Genomic DNA, 20,851 nt, shown 5'->3' on the forward strand with positions numbered 1-20,851 from the left:
CACAACTTATGTTTTCTGTAAGACAATGTTCAATAACCTTGCCCTGTCTTTTGCCAAATCTGTAATAATATCTCCCTCTTTTAACAGGAGCACTCCATCTGATGCATGTTCTTCTACATTTGATGCCGTTATCAGTCTTTTTCCACCGGTTACACAAACACCGGAATTTTCTTTTACAACTGTGCTCTTAAGGGAATCTGACCGGAACAGACTTTCGCAGGCAGCGATTTCTATTCCATATTCCAAAAGCTTTCTGTAATAAGATAAGATCTGTTCCTGATAAGCCGGCCGCTCTTTTCCGGAAAAAGGAGTAAGTCCAGACTGTAAAAACAGTATCCGGCTTCCTGCCCGAAAACAGCCGGCCAGCCAGGTGGTCTCAAAGGTATCGTGGATACACAGGGCAGTCTTTACCGCCACCTCTGTGGGCACCACCGGAAAAACAGTTACCGCATCTTCTAAATCTGCCGGAATCCCCTGGGAATGATACCGTATTCCTGTGCAGGAAGAAAACTTCCGCAAGCAGGCATCCCGTACCTCCTCCTGCCATTCATCGGGAATGACAGGGCAGATACGGTATTCCCCTGATGACTGTATTTCTTCCAAAAATCTGTAATACCGTTCATCCCAGGCTGAGGTACAGACCATATACAAGAGTTTTTTTTCTTTTTTTCCCTCTTCTTCCAGTCTCTTTAAGATCTTTAGCACCAGATTCTTCAGCTGTTCTTCACTGATTGTCAATCCATCCACCTCATTTCAGGTAACGTGGCACTTGATGCCCGCAGCCATATTTACTGAAGATGTGGAAGAACCTTTTCAACATCAGTATGAGGACGTGGGATTACATGAGTAGAAACAAGCTCGCCTACTGCTGCTGCTGCGGAAGCGCCTGCATCTGTGGCAGCCTTTACTGCACCAACATCGCCTCTTACCATAACCGTTACAAGTCCTGAACCGATTTTCTCATATCCAACCAGTGTTACATTTGCTGATTTTACCATTGCGTCTGCTGCTTCAATTGCTCCAATCAAGCCTTTTGTCTCTACCATACCTAATGCATCTGCGCTCATTGTCAAATCTCCTTATTATTCCTGAATGTTTTCTCTCTTGGTTTCTTTGTTAAATGTAAGGGGTCTCAGAGGATTTGGGTTCCTCTCCCATGGCTCCAAGCATTTTCTTGCCTGCTTCTATTGCAGCACGCACTGCCTGCCTTACCGCACCGGAATCTCCGGTAAAGGTAAGTATGACCTCGTTGGAATAGCTGGTTCCTGAGGTTGGGGAACTGTAGCCTACCACTTCAACATTGGCTGCCTTTACTGCAATATCTGCCAGAACAGTACCAATGGCTGCAGGTCCTGCACAGGTCATTCCAAAAGCCTTTCCTACCGGCGCTCCAAGGGCCTTTTCCAGACAGTAGCTGGCTCTTGCCGTATACTGGAACTCCAGATGTCCTGCTTCATTGGAGTATACATCTCCAAAGTATTTTGGCAGTACCTGAAGTGCAATTTCCACTGCTCTTCTGGCATCGGATACATCTTCTGCACCGATATAGATCAGGCTTCCGTGTCCGGCTCCGCCTTTGGTGTCTCTTGGAAGCTCTACAGAGATAATCTCTGTATTGGTTGCCTTTACTGCTTCATCTACCGCCCAGATCTGGCAGCCTGCACCCGTTCTGCTGCCGATAATACCAACCGAACGGTACTTGCCTAATTTCATTACATCGGCAAGCATCGGGTCAACACTGGCAATTACAAGCCCAATGGTATCGCCAATGGCAGTTCCTACAAATTCGGTCATTCCGATTCCTTTTGCTGCCGGCTTAGATGCTTCCGGCTTACTTGCTTCCGGCTTGATTCCAAGCTCATCAGATACTTGTTTCATTACTTTTTCAATTAACTGCTGATCCATTCTTTTCCTCCATTCTCTCTATGACTTTATCCACCGATCACACACCGAAAACCGTATTCCTCCACAATGGACTTACACTCTGTAAGGTCTTCCGGATTCAGTGGTTTTACATGTTTCAGTTCGTAATCCTTTCCTAACAGTCCATATTTGTTTTCTCCAAATGAATGATAGGGAAGAAGGTGTATGGTCCTTATTCCTGTCAGTGTCTTTGCAAATTTTGCTATCTCACCGATTGCCTCCGGGGAATAATTAAAACCTGGAATTACAGGAACCCGGATCACCGTATCAGAAATACGGGTAATACGGGGAGCATTTTTCAATACCACCTCATTGGCTGCTCCCGTAAAAAGCCTGTGCTGTCCGGGGTCCATATGCTTGATATCCAACAGGACCGTATCTACATATGGAATAACCTGCTCTACCGCCTCTTCTGTGCCGATTCCAGTGGTTTCAATGGCAGTGTTCCACCCCTGCCCCTTACTGGCTTTTAAAATCTCTGAGGCAAACTCATACTGCACCAGCGGCTCCCCGCCGGAGAGAGTGATTCCCCCTCCGGAACGGCGGTAAGTGGTGGCATCCTTTTTTAATTCCCGTATCACCTGCTGAACAGACATGGTCTTTCCTTTTGAAATAAGGGCTCCGGCCGGACATGCATTGGCGCACTCCCCGCATCCGGTACATTTTTCTCTGTCTATCCAGTTTTCATTCTCCGGGCTGATGGCTCCCACCTTACACACTTTTATGCAGCGTCCGCAATGGATACACGCATTTTCTTTATACATCATGACTGGCTTTATACTCTGGGATTCCGGATTGCTGCACCACTGGCAGGAGAGAGGACAACCTTTTAAAAATACGATTGTACGGATTCCCGGACCGTCATGCAGGGAAAACCGCTGGATATCAAATACGGTTCCCGTCAGATTATAATTGATCGAATCCATGCCGACTCCCTTCTTTTTCTATGCCGGAACCTTTTACAGGGTCTGCTCGGTACGGCTTATAATATCATCCTGTACTTCTTTTGCAAGAACGGTAAACTGTGCACTGTATCCGGCTACACGGACCACAAGATCCTTATACTGGTCCGGATCCTTCTGTGCTGCAAGAAGTGTATCACGGTCAATAACATTGAACTGTACATGCATTCCCTTGTGGTCAAAGTAAGAACGTACAATCGAAGCAAAATGCTTCAGACCTTCATCTCCAGCAATTGCAGACGGAAGGAATTTCTGGTTATACAAGGTTCCGTTTGAATAGTTGGCATGATCCAGTTTGGAAACAGACATGGCAGCCGCAGTGGGGCCATTGGTATCTTTTCCCTGTCTTGGAGACACACCGTCTGCAAGAGGAGCCTTTGCCAGCCGTCCGTCAGGAAGAGCTCCTACATCCTTACCAAATAATACGTTGGCAGATACCGGATAACATCCGGCCTGGAATTGTCCGCCTCTTGGGTTTTTGTATTTCTCCACTTCATAGGAATAAATCTGTCCGCAGCGTCTTGCAATCATATCCACTTCGTCTTCATCATTACCAAACCAGGGAGTGTTCTCAAGAATTCTCTTGATCTGTGCATAGTCTTCCTTGCTGCCTGATTCTTCTTTCTGAGGCTTGCTTAACTGTGCCTGTAAATCTGCAAGATTGATGGAACCATTATTGCTTAAAATCTTCTTTACTGCCTCATAAATTCTGGCTTCATCGGTAGTTTCAGACGCTGCAGAGGCAGCTTCGCAAGAATAGCCAAAGTTATGGTCAAGAGCATCTTTTAACTGCTCCATGGTAATCTCTTTGTTTTCAAAAACGTGTTTTTTGATTGCACAAAGGGAATCTCCTGCGTCAGCAACACCAAATGCCTGTGGTCCTGTAAAGTTATAGATGGCTCCGCCTTCCTGAACACTCTTGCCACGGCCGATACAGTCATCAACCAAAGCAGATAAGAACGGAAGCGGCGCACGTTCCGCATGGGCATAGTCCACACAGTTATCTGCCTCTGCAAGATGGTAAACAAAATATTCCATCTGTTTTTTATAAGCCTCAAAAAGCTGCTCTAAATTGGTAAATGAGGTGATTTCTCCTGTTTTCGGACCTAACTGCTTATCCCCAACTTTTCCGTTGTTAAGAGTGATCTCAAGAACCTTTGCAATGTTAAAGAATGCCGCATCATGCCAGCCTTCTGTTTTATGAGGGCACTGGGGTTCCACACAGCCGATGATACAGTAATTTCTTGCATCTGCCAAAGATACCCCTCTGTTGCAGAGTGCAGGAACAATGACTTCATCGTTATACATGGCCGGAACACCAAGACCCAAACGGGTCAGTTCACAAGCACGGTAAAGGAATTCGTCCGGTGTGTTCTGATGAACACGGATGGAAAATGACGGAGCCGGAAGTTTCACATGGGCAACGGCCTCCATACACATATAAGACATCTCATTGGTCGCATCCAGCCCGTCTTCTGTCTGTCCGCCTACAATCAGGTTCTGGAATACGGCGTATCCGGCAAATGCCTGAGCAGAAACTTCATCTCTTGTCTTATTAACGTCATTTAACTTCACCCATACACAGTCTACCAGTTCCTGTGCAAACTCACGGGAAATGCCTTTATCCATAACAAGATAGGGATTCATATACTGGTCAAAGCGTCCTGGGGATATGGAATGTCCATTGGCTTCGATCTGAAGCAGGATCTGTACAAACCAGAAGGACTGACACGCTTCATAGAAGTTTGTTGCTCCCTGCTCCGGAACTCTGTCACAGTTAGCGGCAATCTGAAGCAGTTCTGCTTTTCTTGCTGCATCGGGACATACCGCTGCCATCTCTCTTGCTTTGGCTGCATAACGGTGTGCAAACTGAATGGCAGCCGAATATGTAATGATAAGAGCTTCATAGAAATTTTTCTTCTTAATATATTCAGGATCGCTGGTATCAAGTTTGGCCATTGTTTCCATTACCTGGCGGATGATACCGGAAAATCCGATTTTTAATACTTTACCGTAATCCACGCACACATGGCCCACGCCGCCATAGAAATAGTTTCCTACGGTAAATACGCCATTGCTGATACAGTCCTTTGTCTCCTGGGACATATAAGATTCTGCCAGGGCACTGGTCGTCTTTCCTTCCCAGTACTTAAATGCTTCCTTTAACTCTGCTTTAGTCTCTTTTGGAATCTGGAATGGATCTGCCATTCTGGTTCCCATGGTATCAAACTCTTTTTCTACCCATTCATAGGAAAATTCAGGGCAGATTTCCGTGGAACGGATATTTTTTGTAATTGCGCCGACGATCAATTCATTGTCACGAATGGTAACCGGAATATTCTTAAAAATCTTTTCCGCTGCTCTGGCTCTCCTCATAATAGGGGACAGCCCCTCCGTCTCTTTATAAGATTCAGTTACTAAAACTGCCCGTTCTGATTCCACATACGGTACTGCTTCCACAATTGCTCTTTTTAGTTTTTTTACACGCTCCGTTGGCTCTGTAAACCCTTTTGCAAGCATAAAATATCCTCCTTCTACATAATAAGTTTTTGGATGATTCCTCTGTCCACATCATATCGCATGGAAGCGAAAATAATGAAACATTTTTAAAACATAAAACTTGTACAATCCAGACCTTTTCTGCATCCGGCCCATTCCCCCCGGCCTGTCAGGCTTCCTGTCCGGTCATTTAAAAAGGGGGCAGGGCCTTTTTGTCCCGTATGTTTCATCTTACCTGATGAAAGACCTGGGTTTCCAGTAATCTACAGACTTATTTTATGTATTATCAAGACTTCTTCTTTAAGCCCCGCCTGTATTGGATTGTCCCTTTTTTCGGACTGTACTGTAATTGAAAGCAGAGGGGTTTCCCTTTATAATGGTAGTAAATCCACAAAAGTCCCTTTAGGAGGTATTGGTATGAGCGATTCTCAAATAACCGGAGAGATTGCAGCGGCTGTGATTGAAGCTTTAAAAAGTGAACGAATGACTTTAAAAGAGGCCTTAACCATAATAAAACGGGGAGAAGAGATGGCAGAATCCCTTCATATCCCCATGGTCTTTACCGTGGTGGATGACGGAGGAAACATGGTCGCCATGCACCGTATGGACGATTCCCTCCTTGCCGGAATATCGGTTTCCCATGCAAAGGCATATACTGCCGCAGCCCTTCGAATCCCAACCGAAGAAGCGGGCAAAACCATTCTTCCGGGACAGCCCCTTTACGGTCTCCAGCAGACCCACCCCGGTAAGTTCTGTGTCTTTGGCGGAGGGATTCCCCTGACTTTTAGAGGCCGCTTCATCGGCGGACTGGGTGTTTCAGGCGGTACGGTAGAGCAGGATATTGCCGTTGCCCGGCATGCCGCAGGCATTTAGCCATAAAGAACAAAAAACAAGCATGAGACAGTTGTTTAACGGCTGCTCATGCTTGTTTTTTATACGGAAAGCCTTTCGTTTGAACTCTTGTCAGGGAAGGAAAAATCCATTTCCGAATAACACATTCACAAGAAAGGTGAAAATAAAAATAGTACATGCAGGAGGATCGATATGCGTGTCACAATGACTGTTAAATACCTTTCCTGCAATATCACCGAACAATGCGGTTAAGATGCCAAATACAGTGCCCATGACCGGATTACCAGAGGTTACTGCCGCCAAAGCGGAGATCAGGGCAATGTGGTGGGTGGAAGGTACAGCAAAACCTGTCTGAGTAAAAATCAGAGAAAATGCTGCAATTCCAAAACAGAGAACCGGAAAGTTCCCTATGGCAGCCTGGGAGGCTCCCCCTGATGCCATGGACTGATACACAAAACCGGCTGCCGTTCCGATTCCGGCACCGAGTAAACCATTGCAGAAGAACCCTTTTCCTACTGTAACATATTCCCTCTTTTCTCCCGCTTCCGTTTTCCCTGTTAAGCCACTGCTTCCAAAAGCAAAACGTGCGATCAGTGCAGAAACAATAACAGTAATTCCCGGGAGATCCGTATTTAAACGAAAAATACTGCCTGCAAAATAGTGGACCACAAAGCCAAGGACACCAAACCCTCCGCCTACCAGCAAAGTCACAGGGTCTGACAAGCCGTAAAGAGGGGACAAAATATCCGTACCGCTCTGCAGCATTTTCTTTTTTCCTGCATAAGCCGCAGCCGCCACGCCTCCTGCAAAGGCAATATGGGGACCAAGATAGGAACCAAAGGCAACAAAGCCTATGGATGCATCCGCCCCGCCTGCCATTGCTGCCGCCGCTCCTGCAATGGCTATTACTCCCGTAAGAATAAACGCCGGCAGCGCTCCTATGTATGCCCCGATAATTCCTCCGCCAAACGCCCCAATAAAAGCAAAAACATCCATACCTTTTTCTCCTGCCGTTTTTTTCTAAACCTTTTTATCCGCCGGCTCAGCCAACCAGAGAAATCGTCTCTCTGGCAATGGCCAATTCCTCGTTGGTAGGAATCACCAGTACCGCTACTTTGGAATCAGCGGTAGAGATCAGCTGCTCGCTTCCTCTCTTTGCATTGGCCTCATCATTTACGCCAATCCCCAAAAATGCAAGCTGTTCACAGATCTTCTTTCTCATACTTCCATCATTTTCTCCTACGCCTGCGGTAAAAGCAATGGCATCAATACCACCCATGGCGGCCGCATAAGCACCAATATATTTTACGACACGGTGGGTAAAGGAATTAAGCGCCGCCTGTGCTCTGTGGTTCCCCTCTTCTGCTGCCTTCATAATATCGCGGAAATCACTGGACACACCGGAGATACCAAGAACTCCAGACTTTCTGTTGAGCACATCAAGCATCTCATCAATGGTCAAGTTTTCTTTGTTCATAAGAAACTGCATGGCACCAGGATCCAGGTCCCCGCTTCTGGTTCCCATTAAAAGGCCCTCAAGAGGAGTAAATCCCATGCTGGTATCGAATGATTTTCCATTTTTTACTGCAGAAATACTGGAACCGTTGCCCAGATGACATACCACGATCTTCATATTCTCATAATCACGATTCAGGTATTCTGCCGCTCTCTTTGACACATAGCTGTGACTGGTTCCGTGAAATCCGTATTTCCGAACCTTATATTTCTCATAATATTCATACGGAAGGCCGTAGAGGTAAGACATCTCCGGCATCGTCTGGTGGAATGCCGTATCAAATACTGCCACCATAGGAGTCTCCGGCATAAGTTCCATGCATGCACGAATACCGGTCAGGCTTGCCGGATTGTGAAGAGGCGCTAATGCACAGCATTCTTCAATAGCCTTTAAAGTCTCCTCTGTGATGAGGGCGGAAGAGGTAAAGACTTCCCCTCCATGAGCCACCCGGTGTCCCACAGATCCTATTTCCTTTAAACTTTTTATAATACCCGACTGTTCATCGGTGAGCAAGCTCTGCATGATTTTTACTGCTTCTTTGTGGGTGGGCATAGGGGAAATTACCGTCCTCTTTTCTCCGCCCTTCTTCTGGTAAGTGACTTTGCTTTCATCAATTCCAATTCTTTCACAAAGTCCGATTGCCATCACTTCCTCTGATTCCGGGTTGATTAACTGGAATTTAAGGGAAGAGCTTCCGCAGTTAATTACCAATGTGTACATAATTCTTCCTCCTGCCTCGTTCATATACGTGATTATACTTTTCAAACAGGAACATTATATCATCATGGTCACTGGCTCAAGGTGTATTATTCAGACAGGAAACCTGTAAAATACACACCATTTTGTTTAGAATCTTCATGGCATTTTGGTTTTGACACACAAAAAAAGTGCGTTTCCCTATGGGAAACGCACTTTTTATCCATGCTAAACTACTTTATTAATAATAGAACCGATCCCTTCAATCTTACATTCCACTTCATCCCCGGCCTGTAAAAACCTTGGAGGTTCAAATCCCATCCCAACCCCCTTGGGTGTTCCGGTGGAAATAATGGTCCCTGCACGAAGGGTCATTCCTTTTGATAATTCGCTGACAATCTGGTCAATGTTAAAGATCATAAGCTTTGTATTGCTGTCCTGTCTTAACTCTCCGTTCACCTTCGACTGAATGCTAAGCTCCGGAGGATAGGAAAGGGAGTCTGCCGTTAAAATACAGGGGCCCATAGGCGTAAACCCGTCCAGGCTCTTTCCGAAATACCACTGCTTATGTTTGTTCTGCACGTTGCGGGCACTCACATCATTGATGATGGTGTAACCAAAGATATACTCTCTGGCCTTATCGGCAGGCACGTTCTTTGCATCTTTTCCAATGATAATCCCCAGTTCTGCCTCATAATCCAGGCTGTCCACCATGTCGCTGTGGCTTTGGATCTCTCCGTAAGGGCCTACTGCCTCATTCACTCTCTTTGAGAAATAAACTGCCTCAGCGCGGGTTCCGTCAAAGTTTTCTTTTTTAAACCGCGCGGATTCTTCGGCATGTTCCATGTAATTGATCCCCAGACAGATAATGTCCTGTTCCGGCCTGCGGATAGGAGCCAGAAGCTTCACTTCTTTCATCATAGCAGCTCCCACGATGTTATTGTTGTAGGGGTCAAGTCCGGAAGCATGTTCCAGTAAATCAAGTTCTGACTGGCTAAGCCCTTTCACGACCTCCAGCATCTCCTTGTACTCCATACCAAAAGCCCTGAGAGGAAAGACCCACTTCTCATCCTTGCTCACGACTCCGATATCTTTTCTCCGGTCAACCTCGTATGTAACTAATTTCATAGCATCCTCCTTTTACATGAACCATAACTCTTCCCTGGTGGTGGAAATTGCATCTGCGCCTGCGGAAAAGGCCGCCATGATATCCTTTTTATCAGATATCAGTCCGCCTGCAATAATGGGAATATTGGTGTAGCTGCGAATCTCTTTTAAAACCTTTGGCATCACTCCGGGCATGACTTCTACCAGGTCCGGGTGATAGGTATCAATCTGTTTTTTCATCGTACTCATCGCAAGGGAATCGATGATAAAGGTCCTCTGTACTCCAAGAAGCCCCAGCTCCACCGCCCGCTTTACCAGAAGAGGCTTTGTACTGATTATCCCATCCGCACAGGTGTTCTGCTTTAGGAAATCCACAACGATCTCCCTGGAGCTTAATCCATGTGCCAGGTCTGCGTGTACGATCGCATATTTCCCATGTTCTTTTATCTGATGCACGATACTGCCGATGTTTAAAATATTCCCATAGAGAATAAATACCACCTGGCACTCTGATTCAAAGCATCTATGAAGTCCATTCTCATCCTTAACGGCTGCAATCACCGGAGATGCCTCCAACAGTTCCATCGCTTTCATCAATATTCCTCCACACCTGCAAAAATATGGATCTTGTTCTACTTTATCAATCCTTTCACTCACCGTCAAGGTAATTTTACCCTTTGCCGGCTTTCTTCGGAAAGTAAAGCAGTTGTCCGCTTTCCCCCTAGTATACCATTCTGTACAGGAAAATGCCATACTCCCCTTGTTTTTTTATACAAAACAGCCCCCGCATGATTATAGAAGCATAAGGTTAATCCCTCCATGTTCTGATTTCTGCGGGGCTTTCTTTCTTATTTTTATGATACTTTACCTACATTTCTGGTTGCTACCACAGCCACTCCGGTTCCGGCACAATCTGCAAGAATCACATCTCCTATGGAAACAGGAGCCTGTACGGCAACCTTCCGGATCTCCTTCATGCAGTCAAATATCTTGTCTTTTGGTATATCCTGACTGGTCTTTACAGAAACCATATCAAAATTTCCGCCGATAACAGGAACAGAAGACGTTACGATCCTGGTGGGACTTAAAACCTCTTTCCTGCCATATTCAATTCCCCGGTTACAGGAATTCCCAGTTACTTTGATTTCCCCTTCCTCCATGGCAACTGTTAAGGAACAGCCCATCGGACAGCAGATACAGGTCAATTCTCTTACTTCCATGTCATTCCACCTCCGTACAGACTACGATTTTCTTAAGATCAGGATATTCCTTCAGGCTTTCCTTCTTTAACACGACCTGTTCCATCTCACCGGGCGCCAGCACCCGTTTCTTTTTATGAAACACTCTGGTCCCATCATAATAAACACTGATATAACGGTCCTTATATACATCCGACACCCGAAAACGCACCGTAACCTGGTCTTTCATATTCTCTATATCAAGCTTCTGAGGCACCGTATAGCGGACTCCGCCTTGGGCTTTAATGTCTGCGAAGGAAGAGCCCTTTTTTCCTTCCGCTTTCACATAATTGGCCGCACTGGTTCCTGCCATGGAAGCTTCCTCCGATACATAATCCACCAGATCATGGACATGAAGCACATTGCCGCAGGCAAAAATACCTTCCCTGCTGGTTTCCAGCCGGTCATCCACCACCGGACCGGAGGTCACGGGACTGATGGCTGCTCCGGCACCCTTTGAGAGTTCATTTTCCGGAACCAGTCCTACGGATAAGAGCAGGGTATCGCAGCTGACAAATGTTTCCGTCCCCTTGATGGGCTTCCGGTCTTCATCCACCTTTGCCAGCGTAACTCCGGTCACCCGCTCCTTTCCTTCAATATCCACCACCGTATGGCTTAACTTTAAGGGGATGGCGTAATCGTCAAGGCACTGGACAATATTCCTCTTTAAACCGCCGGAATAAGGCATCAGCTCTGCAACCACCTTTACCCGGGCGCCCTCCAGTGTCATCCGTCTTGCCATAATAAGGCCGATATCTCCGGAGCCCAGAATCACCACTTCTCTGCCTACCTTTTTTCCTTCCATGTTCACAAGCCGCTGGGCGGTTCCGGCAGAGTAGATTCCGGCGGGACGGTATCCCGGAATATTTAAGGCACCCCGGGGACGTTCCCGGCAGCCCATGGCAAGTATGATGGCCCGTGCCTTTATCACGGATAACCCATTTTCCCGGTTTACCATGGTGATTTCCTTTCGGGGACTGATGGAAAGGACCATGGTATTAAGAAGAAAGGGAATGTTGTGCTCCTTTACCATCTCTATATACCGGGCCGCATATTCCGGTCCTGTCAGCTCTTCCTTAAAGGTGTGAAGGCCAAAACCATTGTGGATGCACTGGTTTAAGATTCCCCCAAGGAATGAATCCCTCTCCAGAATAAGAATATCTGTAATACCTGCCTTCCTGGCAGCCACTGCTGCGGAAAGTCCTGCAGGACCTCCTCCCACGATTACGATATCATGCTCTGTCATGTGCTGATCCTCCCTCTTTTCCGTACAACAGATTGGAACCGGGCCTGTTCTTACAGATCTCCTCCATGTTCCTTCCTGTTTCCCTTGCCAGTATTTCCATGGTCTTTGGTGCGCAGAACCCTGCCTGGCACCGGCCCATGCCCGCACGTACCCGGCGCTTGACCCCGTCAAGAGAGACTGCTCCCAACGTCCGGTTTACCGACGCCACGATCTCTCCTTCACTGACTTCTTCGCAGCGGCAGATAATGGTCCCGTACCGGGGATCTTCCTCAATCAGTCTTGCCCGTTCTTCAAAGGTCAGTGATCTGGGATCGATCAGTCCCTTTCTTGTCTCCTTAAAATCCGCCTTTTTCCCGGCTGCCGCCTTCTTTGCAACCAGACCTGCCAGATATACGCCAATCGCAGGAGCGCTGGTCAGTCCGGGGGATTCGATGCCTGCTGCATCATAAAAGCCCGGAGCGTCAGAAACCTCTCCAATGACAAAATCTCCTCCTGTCTCATGGGCCCGGAGACCGGAAAAGGAGGTAATGACTTTACGGAACGGAAGGTCCTTTACCCCCCAGGCGGCTTTTTCCATGATCTCATCAAGCTCTTTGGCTGTGGTTTTCACATTTTCCTTATCTTCCACGTCGGAAGCGGTGGGGCCTGCAAGAAGGTTTCCATGAACCGTGGGGGTGACCAACACCCCTTTCCCCATGGCCCCGGGCAGCTGGAAGATGGTATGGGACACATGGGTCCCGGCTTCCTTATCAAGGAGCAGGTAATCTCCTTTTCTTGGAATAATGGTGAGCTTTTTTTCACTGACCATGTTGTGGAACCGGTCGGCATACACGCCTGCTGCATTGATGACGGAAGCGGTATGGAAGACACCCTCTGAGGTTATCAAGTCATAACCACCGGAGGTTTTTTCAAGCTCCCTGACTTCGGTATTGAAAAAAAATTCCACACCGTTGTCGCAGGCATTCTCCGCCAGCGCGATGGTAAGGCCAAAGGGACAGACGATTCCTCCCGTGGGCGCATAAAGGGCCGCTGCCACCTGGTCCGTTACATGAGGTTCCATGGCGCGTACCTGGTCACCGGAGAGAATGGTCAATCCGGGCACCCCGTTTTTCCGTCCCTTTTCATAGAGCGCATGCAATGCCGGAACGTCTTCCTCTGACAGGCATAAAACCAGAGAACCGTTCCTTTGAAAGGAAAAATCCAGTTCCTTTGAAAGATTTTCCATCATAAGACTGCCTTCCAGGTTAAATTTTGCTTTTAAGGACCCTGGGGATGCGTCATATCCTGCATGGACGATGGCGCTGTTGGCCTTTGATGTTCCGGAGCACACGTCTTCCTCCCGTTCGATCAGACAGACCTTTAACTCATAACGGGCCAGCTCTCTTGCCACCGCACAGCCAATGACTCCGCCGCCGATGATGGCCGCATCGTAATACATTTCCTTCATGTTCTTTTCCTCCATCTACGCAGTAAATACTCCTTATAAATATCAAAAAAAGAGCAAGGAAAATAAACGGATCTCTCCGTATTACCATCCTTACTCTTTCATCTCAAAGGCTTATTATTTTATTAAATTCATGCTAACACAGATACAGCCCCGGTGTCAAGAGGTTTCTAGCAGTCCTCTTCCGACCAGCACAGCGCACATTTTACAGCCCTCTTCCAGCCTTTGATGAGCCTCTTGCGCCTGTCCTCATCCATCTGACTGTCGAAGGCCCTGGACACTCTCCAGTTCTTTCTGATTTCCTCTTTATCCTTCCAGTACCCTACCGCAAGTCCGGCCAGATAGGCAGCCCCCAGAGCAGTGGTTTCGATGCATTCCGGCCTTACGATCTGGGTATTTAAAAGATCGGCCTGGAACTGCATGAGGAAGTTATTGGCTGAGGCACCGCCGTCAACCCGTAACTGCTTTAAATGAATGCCGGAATCCTGTTCCATGGCCTCGATCAGGTCGTAAACCTGATATGCCATGGATTCTATGGTGGCACGTATGAACTGTTCCTTGCTGGTTCCTCTTGTGACCCCTACAATGGTTCCTCTGGCATACTGATCCCAATAAGGTGCGCCAAGTCCGGCAAAAGCCGGTACAACGTAGACGCCTCCCGTATCCTCCACTGCCTTGCAGTATTCCTCTGTCTGGGGAGCGGAGCGGACCATACGCATCTCATCCCGCAGCCACTGGACGGCAGCTCCGGCTACAAAAACACTTCCCTCCAGTGCGTACTGGATCTGCTCCTGATCGCTGGCTGCAATGGTCGTCAGCATTCCATGCCCGGAACGGACTGCCTTTTCTCCTGTATTCATAAGCAGAAAGCAGCCGGTTCCATATGTATTCTTCACCTCACCTGCATCAAAACAGCACTGTCCGAACAAAGCCGCCTGCTGGTCCCCTGCGGCTCCGGCAATGGGAATCTTTCCACCCATAACATCAGAGGATGTATAGCCGTAAACACAGCTGGAGGGCTTTACATCAGGAAGCATGGATCTGGGAATCCGAAAATAATTTAAGATTTCCTCATCCCAGCATTTCTTATGGATATCAAATAACATGGTCCTGGAAGCATTGGTATAATCTGTTACATGAATGCAGCCCTTTGTCAGATTCCAGATCAGCCAGGTATCCACGGTTCCGAACAAAAGCTCCCCCCGTTCCGCCCGTTGCCTGGCCCCCTCCACATGATCCAGAATCCATTCGATCTTGCTTCCCGAAAAATAAGCATCCGGAATCAGTCCTGTCCGTTCTGCAATCAAAGTTTCAAGCCCTTCGCTTTTCAAATCTTCGATCCGGTCGGACGTCCTTCTGCACTGCCAGACAATGGCATTATAGACCGGCTCTCCCGTCTCCTTATCCCATACAATGGCGGTTTCCCTCTGGTTGGTGATCCCGATGGCTGCAATGTCACTGTTATGTACCCCGATCTTGCCCATGGCCTCCATGGTCACGGAAAGCTGTGAGGACCATATCTCCATGGGATCATGCTCCACCCACCCCGGTTTTGGAAAAATCTGTGCAAACTCCTTTTGCGCTGCGCTGCAGATGTTCCCCTGCTCATCAAACAGGATGCATCTGGAACTTGTTGTGCCCTGATCCAGGGCAATGACGTAACTTCCCATAATTCCTTCCCATTCCAATACCAGCCTTTTGGCCGATACCTGTTAAATTTTTCTCAAGCAGTAAAGAAAGAGCCTCGGAAATGAACGGTTCCCCGCACTCATCACCTGGCTCTTTCATCTCTTAGGCTATCTGTGAAATATATGTAATAGTATCATGACCGTTATGCTCTGTCAAGTTTTAAGGATGCTGTTTTCTCAATAAAGGCTTTCCCTGATGGTCTTTAAGGCCTGGATCACAAGGGTAGGGATAAAGGCAAAAATGAATATGGTCAAAAACTGCCTTCCGCTTAAATCAGCCACATAAAAAAAGTCATGAAGTCCCGGAATGAACAGGACCGCCGCAAGTAAGACCGCACCTGCTTCAAAGGCCATGATGCTCCACAGATTGCTTTTTAAGCCGATCTTTAAGATGGAATGGCTGCTTCTGCAGTTAAAGCCGTGGAACAGTCTTGCCAGGGTCAGTGTGGAAAATGCCATGGTGCTGGCGGCTGCTTCGCTTCCAGTCACCAGACCTGTGGCATAGGCGCTCATGGTACAGACAGCAATCAGGGCTCCCTGAAAAAGCAGCTGGAGAACAAACCGTTTTGTCAATATCCCCTCTTTGGGATTTCTTGGCTTTTGAGCCAGTAAATCCGCTTCTGCCTTTTCCATCCCAATGGCAATGGCAGGAAGGGAATCGGTCAGAAGGTTGATAAACAGCAGATGGACCGGAGCAAAGGGAACCGGAAGACCCTTTAAGGATGTGTAGAGCACGCATAAGATCCCTGCCATATTGCCGGATAAAAGAAACTTAATGGCATTTCTAATGTTCCGGTATACATTCCTTCCGTTGGCTACGGCCTTTATAATGGTTGCAAAGTTATCATCGGTCAGGATCATGGCGGCGGCATCCTTTGACACCTCAGTTCCCATCTTCCCCATGGCAACACCGATATCGGCCTGCTTTAAAGCAGGAGCATCGTTGACTCCATCTCCGGTCATCGCCACGATATGGCCCTTTTTCTGCCAGGAACGGACGATCCTTATCTTATGCTCCGGGGATACCCGGGCGTAAACACTGATTGTTTCCAGCCTGCGGTTTAATTCCTCTTCCGGCATATCATCGAGTTCCGGCCCGCTGACCGCCAGATCCCCCTCTCCCAAAATGCCGATTTTTTCCGCAATGGCAGAAGCAGTGACCTTATGGTCTCCGGTGATCATCACCGGACGGATGCCGGCACGGCGGGCACTTAAAACCGCATTTTTCGTCTCGGGACGGGGCGGGTCCATCATGGCTGCCATTCCTAAGAACGTGTAGCCGTCTTCTGATTGCTCCGACAGCACTTCATGATCCTTTACTTCCCTGCACACAAACGTCAGGACTCTCAACCCCTGTGCCGAAAATTCCATGTTCTGTTCCATCAGAGCCTGCCGATCCCCTTCTCTTATGGGACGGATGCCCTCACTGGTCCAGATTTGGGTGATCCGGGGCAAGAGCACATCCTGGGCGCCTTTGGTGAAAAGGATGTTTTTCCCCTCGATCCGGTGGAGTGTGCTCATCAGCTTTCTTTGGGAATCAAAAGGGAGCTCCCCGATTCTCGGATAATGGGCTTTGATGACCTCTTCTTCAGCGCCGGCCCGCTCTGCCATCTGTAAAAGAGCGGCTTCCGTAGGATCTCCCAAAAGCTTTCCATCCAGATAGGTGGAGTCATTATTTAACACTGCGTCATAAAGCAGATATTTATGTACGGGAATTTCTGCATTCAAAAGCTCCGGCGGATACAGGCGGTTATTAACATAAACCTGCTGGACCGTCATCCGGTTCTGGGTCAGGGTCCCGGTTTTATCCGAACAGATGACCGAAACACAGCCAAGGCTTTCCACCGCCTTTAAATCCTTTATGATGGCATTTTCCCTTGCCATCTTCTGGGTTCCCATGGCCTGAACAATGGTGACAATGGAACTTAAGGCTTCCGGAATGGCAGCCACCGCAAGGGCAACTGCAAACATCAGGGAATCTAAAACCGGCATCCGCCGGTAAATGCTCAAACCAAACACCAGAAGACAGACCAATAAGATCCCCGCTGCCAGTCTGCTCCCAAACTGGTCCAGACTTACCTGGAGCGGAGTCTTTTTCTCCCCGGCATCATTCATCAGGGAAGCGATCCGTCCGATTTCCGTATTCATGCCAATGCCTGTGACCAGAACCTTTGCACGGCCTGCCGCAACCAGAGAACCGGAAAATACCATGTTGGCCTGCTCCGCCAGAGGAACCTTTTCCTCCCGGATCTTCCCTGTCCGCTTTTCCACGTTGACAGACTCCCCGGTAAGAGAGCTTTCATTGACCAGAAGGGAATAATTCTCAAGAATCCGTCCGTCCGCTGCCACCATATCCCCGGCCTCCAGCAAAAGCATATCTCCCGGCACCACTTCTGCCGATAAGATTTCCTGGATCTTTCCTTCTCTCATGACCTTTGCAACCGGTGCTGACAGGGCCATTAAGCTGTCTAAAGACTTTTCTGCCTTCTGGTTTTCCACAGTTCCCAATATGGCATTAAGCAAAAGTACGGCAAAGATCACTCCCGTGCTTTCTGCATCTCCGGATATCATGGAGATAACCGCTGCAATCATCAGGATGATAACCAGCAAATCCTTAAACTGGTCTAAAAATACCTGGAACGCACGTTTCCGTTCCGCCTTTATAAGCGTATTCTGGCCGTACTGTTCTCTGCGCTTTATAATTTCAGCGGCGCTCAGCCCGGACCTGCTTGCGTGAAGCTGAGAGAGGGCTTCATCCTCTGATAAACGAAACCATTCTTCCATTCATGACGCTCCTTCCCATTTCTCCTACTATGGTATGAGCCTTCCCCTTAATTTCATGAATGATAGAGTTAATAAATTGCGATTGGCCCATAAGGACCTTCCATTATATTTATGTCTGTTTCAAAAATATCCGTCAAAAGCTCCGGCTTCATAATCTCTGCCACGGTTCCAAATGCGGCAATCTGTCCGTTTTTCATGGCACAGATCCGGTCGGAATACTTAGCCGCAAAATTGATATCGTGAATAACGGTAAGAATGGTTCTGCCAAATTCATTGGCCGCCTGCCTCAAATGTCCCATCATCTGTACGGAACGGGCCACATCAAGATTATTTAAAGGCTCATCAAGAAGTACGTATTCCGTCTCCTGGCATAAAACCATTGCCACATAGGCTCTCTGCCTCTGCCCGCCGGAAAGCTCATCCAGATATCTGTTTTCCAAATCACCCAGGTCCAGAAAATCAATATATTTGGAAATGATCCGTTCGTCCTCCCTGGTTAATCTGCCCTTTGAATAGGGAAAACGGCCAAACCCGGCCAGCTGTCTGACCGTCAGTCTGGTTACAAAATGATTTTCCTGCCGCAGAATCGTTAAAACCTTTGCCAGGTCCTCTGATCTGGATTCTGAAACATTCATATTTGCCACTTTAATCTGGCCTTCATCCAGGTTTAAAAGTCTTCCTATCATTAACAGTGCCGTAGATTTTCCCGCACCGTTCGGTCCGATCAGGGACGTAAGGCCGGCTTTCGGTATCTGGATATTTAAAGGCCCTATTTTCACTTCATCAGAATAAATCTTTCTAACATTACGTATCTCAATCATAAAGTTCCCTTTCTAAGCATTACAACTAAAAACGTGATTCCCCCAAACAGCTCGATAATAACGGAAACAACACCCTGGGCTCTGAATATATGGTACATAAAGAAGTAGGAGCCGGTCAAAACCAGAAAGCCTATGGCAAGGGCCATGGGAAATACATATCTGTGATCATAGGTAGGTGCTGCCTGATAAGCCATTGTAGCAACTAAAAATCCAAAGAATGTAAGGGGACCTACCAGAGAGGTTGAAACAGACATCAGAACAGATACTAATATAAGCGTATATATGACTCCAGACTTATGATGGACCCCCAAAGAATTGCTTGCACTTTTTCCGAGGGACAATACATTTAGTTTTTTGGAATGGGCAAGAATCAGCACTGCGGCAATGATTACTATGGGGATCGCAACCGGAAAATATTCTGCATCCGCATTGTTGACCGAGCCGAACAATCTTGCCTGCAAAACATCGAACTCCGACGGCGCCAGAAGCCTTCTCATAAAGGACGATACAGACTTTAGCCCGGTTCCGATAATAATCCCGACCAATAGCATGAGCTGCAGGTTTCCATACTTTCCGGAAAGCAGCCAGCCATAAAGGATCAAACACATAATAACCATGACAGTAATCTGAAACAGAAAGGGTCCGACACCGCTGAACTTCAAAAATACCCCGGCCCCGAAAAAGAACATGGTACTGGTATGTATGGTCCCGTAAAGCGCTTCAAACCCTAAAAGGGAGGGCGTGATAATCCTGTTATTGGTGCTGGACTGGAACGCAACCGTGGCCAGGCTTTGACAGACAGCAGAAATAATCATTGCAATGATTGCTGTAAGCCTCCGCTTCACGACCGGAAGAAAGGAAGGAGAATCGACTGGTACCGGATTGTTATAAACCAAAAGTCCATAGGTAGCAAGTACACCTAAAAGAAACAGGGTCATCAGCAAGATCCAATAGCGTGTCTCTTCCTTCCTGGAGCGAAACGCTCTGGCGGATCTGCTTTTATCATAAAGTCCGGACTGGATTCCGGGATTATATTCATTATTATGTTTAAATTCACTCATCTTAGCTTCCTTTGTTTCATTAAGATCACGATAAATATAACCGCACCCACAGTACCAAGTATTAAAGAGACAGGGACTTCAAAAGGCATTATGATCGTACGGGAAATAATATCGCAGAGAGTGATCGCTCCCATTCCCAGCACGCATACCCAGGGCAAGTTGCTCTTTAAATCATCGCCCCGGTACATGGAAACAATATTGGGCACAATCAATCCTAAAAACGGCAGGTTCCCGATCACAGCCGCAACAATACCCACGGCTGCCGAAATAAGGCCAGTACCCAGAATAACGATCTTGTTATAATTTACTCCAAGGCTTGTTGCCACGTCTTCTCCTAATCCGGCTAAGGTCAGCCGGTCCGCATAGATGAAAATAATGATATTGATGATGACTATGAGCCACAAATATTCGTAACGTCCGATTTGTACCGGCGCAAAAGAACCCACGAACCAGGTTTCAATATTCTGCGTCATTTGGAATACCAGTCCTACAAACGTGGAGATGGAGGATATGACGGCTCCAAGCATCATTCCTATGATGGGAACGATTAAAGACGAGCGGAGCTTGACCTTTCTTAAGAATAAAAAGAAAACCATAGTGCCTATAAAAGAAAAAATAATGGCACCGGCCATTCTCTGCACCAGAGTGGGTGCCGGAATTGCCAGATAAACGAAAACAAGTCCCAGACCTGCCCATTCAATGGTCCCCGTTGTGGTCGGTTCCACCATACGGTTCTGTGTAACAAGCTGTGTGACCAGCCCTGCCATAGACATGGCCGCACCCGTAAGCATGAGTGCTGCGGTCCTTGGAACACGGGTGATAAAGAACATCTGCAGACCATCTTCCTGTCCTTTTATATCATATACTCCGGTAAAGAGCGATACGATTCCTAAAACAAAAACACAGACAACCGCCAGTATAAAAGATTTTGTCCATGTTTTACTTTTATTAAAATTCTGGGGCTGAGAATTCTCAGCCCCTGTGATTTTTTTTATTCTTTCTTTCCGCATTCTT

Annotated in this window: 18 protein-coding genes; 1 reads left to right on the forward strand and 17 read right to left on the reverse strand. The window is 47.4% G+C overall.

Features of this window, described 5'->3' with window-relative positions; all coding sequences use genetic code 11:
* Positions 1-6 precede the first annotated feature (6 nt).
* Genes ACLTWA_RS16005 through ACLTWA_RS16025 form a run of 5 tightly spaced genes read right to left on the reverse strand, consistent with a single transcriptional unit; the run spans position 7 to position 5,405 of the window.
* Positions 7-738, reverse strand: a complete 732-nt coding sequence (locus tag ACLTWA_RS16005; RefSeq protein ID WP_412328896.1) for a hypothetical protein — start codon at positions 736-738, stop codon at positions 7-9.
* Between the two features lie 50 nt (positions 739-788).
* Positions 789-1,067, reverse strand: coding sequence for a propanediol utilization microcompartment protein PduA (pduA, locus tag ACLTWA_RS16010; protein WP_412328897.1), 279 nt, complete (start codon positions 1,065-1,067; stop codon positions 789-791).
* Positions 1,068-1,116: 49 nt separating this feature from the next.
* Positions 1,117-1,905, reverse strand: coding sequence for a propanediol utilization microcompartment protein PduB (gene pduB, locus ACLTWA_RS16015; RefSeq protein ID WP_412328898.1), 789 nt, complete (start codon positions 1,903-1,905; stop codon positions 1,117-1,119).
* A 26-nt stretch (positions 1,906-1,931) separates the two neighbouring features.
* Positions 1,932-2,849, reverse strand: coding sequence for a glycyl-radical enzyme activating protein (locus ACLTWA_RS16020; RefSeq protein ID WP_412328899.1), 918 nt, complete (start codon positions 2,847-2,849; stop codon positions 1,932-1,934).
* Between the two features lie 33 nt (positions 2,850-2,882).
* Positions 2,883-5,405 carry a glycyl radical protein gene (locus ACLTWA_RS16025; RefSeq protein WP_412328900.1) on the reverse strand — a complete coding sequence of 841 codons (2,523 nt, stop codon included), beginning with the start codon at positions 5,403-5,405 and terminating at the stop codon, positions 2,883-2,885.
* A 396-nt stretch (positions 5,406-5,801) separates the two neighbouring features.
* On the opposite strand from ACLTWA_RS16025, the gene ACLTWA_RS16030 reads away from it, so the two are divergent.
* Positions 5,802-6,257 (forward strand): GlcG/HbpS family heme-binding protein, encoded by a 456-nt coding sequence (locus ACLTWA_RS16030; protein ID WP_412328901.1) that lies wholly within the window; start codon positions 5,802-5,804, stop codon positions 6,255-6,257.
* Positions 6,258-6,347: 90 nt separating this feature from the next.
* Here ACLTWA_RS16030 and ACLTWA_RS16035 read toward each other — a convergent pair whose 3' ends face one another.
* The 12 genes from ACLTWA_RS16035 to ACLTWA_RS16090 form a co-directional block, all read right to left on the reverse strand.
* Positions 6,348-7,232 (reverse strand): hypothetical protein, encoded by an 885-nt coding sequence (locus ACLTWA_RS16035; protein WP_412328902.1) that lies wholly within the window; start codon positions 7,230-7,232, stop codon positions 6,348-6,350.
* 46 nt (positions 7,233-7,278) lie between these two features.
* Positions 7,279-8,472, reverse strand: a complete 1,194-nt coding sequence (locus ACLTWA_RS16040) for an acetate/propionate family kinase (RefSeq protein ID WP_412328903.1) — start codon at positions 8,470-8,472, stop codon at positions 7,279-7,281.
* Positions 8,473-8,676: 204 nt separating this feature from the next.
* Positions 8,677-9,576, reverse strand: coding sequence for a fumarylacetoacetate hydrolase family protein (locus tag ACLTWA_RS16045; protein WP_412328904.1), 900 nt, complete (start codon positions 9,574-9,576; stop codon positions 8,677-8,679).
* A 12-nt stretch (positions 9,577-9,588) separates the two neighbouring features.
* Complete coding sequence (locus tag ACLTWA_RS16050; RefSeq protein ID WP_412328905.1) at positions 9,589-10,149, reverse strand: glycerol-3-phosphate responsive antiterminator; 561 nt, start codon at positions 10,147-10,149, stop codon at positions 9,589-9,591.
* A 260-nt stretch (positions 10,150-10,409) separates the two neighbouring features.
* Positions 10,410-10,775, reverse strand: a complete 366-nt coding sequence (locus ACLTWA_RS16055; protein ID WP_412328906.1) for a DUF1667 domain-containing protein — start codon at positions 10,773-10,775, stop codon at positions 10,410-10,412.
* 1 nt (position 10,776) lies between these two features.
* Positions 10,777-12,039: an NAD(P)/FAD-dependent oxidoreductase gene (locus ACLTWA_RS16060; protein WP_412328907.1), complete on the reverse strand. Its 1,263-nt coding sequence runs from the start codon at positions 12,037-12,039 to the stop codon at positions 10,777-10,779.
* Positions 12,026-13,486 carry an NAD(P)/FAD-dependent oxidoreductase gene (locus tag ACLTWA_RS16065; protein ID WP_412328908.1) on the reverse strand — a complete coding sequence of 487 codons (1,461 nt, stop codon included), beginning with the start codon at positions 13,484-13,486 and terminating at the stop codon, positions 12,026-12,028. The genes ACLTWA_RS16060 and ACLTWA_RS16065 overlap by 14 nt, the downstream gene beginning before the upstream one ends.
* Before the next feature lie 167 nt (positions 13,487-13,653).
* Positions 13,654-15,153: a glycerol kinase GlpK gene (gene glpK / locus ACLTWA_RS16070; protein ID WP_412328909.1), complete on the reverse strand. Its 1,500-nt coding sequence runs from the start codon at positions 15,151-15,153 to the stop codon at positions 13,654-13,656.
* A gap of 195 nt (positions 15,154-15,348) precedes the next feature.
* Positions 15,349-17,955 (reverse strand): cation-translocating P-type ATPase, encoded by a 2,607-nt coding sequence (locus ACLTWA_RS16075; protein ID WP_412328910.1) that lies wholly within the window; start codon positions 17,953-17,955, stop codon positions 15,349-15,351.
* A 68-nt stretch (positions 17,956-18,023) separates the two neighbouring features.
* On the reverse strand, positions 18,024-18,776 hold the full coding sequence (locus tag ACLTWA_RS16080) for an ABC transporter ATP-binding protein (protein WP_412328911.1): 753 nt from the start codon (positions 18,774-18,776) through the stop codon (positions 18,024-18,026).
* A complete protein-coding gene (locus ACLTWA_RS16085) occupies positions 18,773-19,837 on the reverse strand; it encodes an iron chelate uptake ABC transporter family permease subunit (protein WP_412328912.1) in 1,065 nt (354 codons plus the stop codon). Before ACLTWA_RS16085 ends, ACLTWA_RS16080 begins: the two co-directional genes overlap by 4 nt.
* Complete coding sequence (locus ACLTWA_RS16090; RefSeq protein WP_412328913.1) at positions 19,834-20,847, reverse strand: ABC transporter permease; 1,014 nt, start codon at positions 20,845-20,847, stop codon at positions 19,834-19,836. The genes ACLTWA_RS16085 and ACLTWA_RS16090 overlap by 4 nt, the downstream gene beginning before the upstream one ends.
* Between the last annotated feature and the right edge of the window lie 4 nt (positions 20,848-20,851).

This window comes from Lacrimispora sp. (assembly GCF_046972725.1).
Classification (GTDB): Bacteria; Bacillota; Clostridia; order Lachnospirales; family Lachnospiraceae; genus Lacrimispora.

Coding starts and splice junctions, on each gene's coding strand:
- pduA (WP_412328897.1), bottom strand. CDS start 1,067: ATGAGCGCAGATGCATTAGGTATGGTAGAGACAAAAGGCTTGATTGGA.
- pduB (WP_412328898.1), bottom strand. CDS start 1,905: ATGGATCAGCAGTTAATTGAAAAAGTAATGAAACAAGTATCTGATGAG.
- ACLTWA_RS16020 (WP_412328899.1), bottom strand. CDS start 2,849: ATGGATTCGATCAATTATAATCTGACGGGAACCGTATTTGATATCCAG.
- ACLTWA_RS16025 (WP_412328900.1), bottom strand. CDS start 5,405: ATGCTTGCAAAAGGGTTTACAGAGCCAACGGAGCGTGTAAAAAAACTA.
- ACLTWA_RS16030 (WP_412328901.1), top strand. CDS start 5,802: ATGAGCGATTCTCAAATAACCGGAGAGATTGCAGCGGCTGTGATTGAA.
- ACLTWA_RS16035 (WP_412328902.1), bottom strand. CDS start 7,232: ATGGATGTTTTTGCTTTTATTGGGGCGTTTGGCGGAGGAATTATCGGG.
- ACLTWA_RS16040 (WP_412328903.1), bottom strand. CDS start 8,472: ATGTACACATTGGTAATTAACTGCGGAAGCTCTTCCCTTAAATTCCAG.
- ACLTWA_RS16045 (WP_412328904.1), bottom strand. CDS start 9,576: ATGAAATTAGTTACATACGAGGTTGACCGGAGAAAAGATATCGGAGTC.
- ACLTWA_RS16050 (WP_412328905.1), bottom strand. CDS start 10,149: ATGAAAGCGATGGAACTGTTGGAGGCATCTCCGGTGATTGCAGCCGTT.
- ACLTWA_RS16055 (WP_412328906.1), bottom strand. CDS start 10,775: ATGGAAGTAAGAGAATTGACCTGTATCTGCTGTCCGATGGGCTGTTCC.
- ACLTWA_RS16060 (WP_412328907.1), bottom strand. CDS start 12,039: ATGACAGAGCATGATATCGTAATCGTGGGAGGAGGTCCTGCAGGACTT.
- ACLTWA_RS16065 (WP_412328908.1), bottom strand. CDS start 13,486: ATGAAGGAAATGTATTACGATGCGGCCATCATCGGCGGCGGAGTCATT.
- glpK (WP_412328909.1), bottom strand. CDS start 15,153: ATGGGAAGTTACGTCATTGCCCTGGATCAGGGCACAACAAGTTCCAGA.
- ACLTWA_RS16075 (WP_412328910.1), bottom strand. CDS start 17,955: ATGGAAGAATGGTTTCGTTTATCAGAGGATGAAGCCCTCTCTCAGCTT.
- ACLTWA_RS16080 (WP_412328911.1), bottom strand. CDS start 18,776: ATGATTGAGATACGTAATGTTAGAAAGATTTATTCTGATGAAGTGAAA.
- ACLTWA_RS16085 (WP_412328912.1), bottom strand. CDS start 19,837: ATGAGTGAATTTAAACATAATAATGAATATAATCCCGGAATCCAGTCC.
- ACLTWA_RS16090 (WP_412328913.1), bottom strand. CDS start 20,847: ATGCGGAAAGAAAGAATAAAAAAAATCACAGGGGCTGAGAATTCTCAG.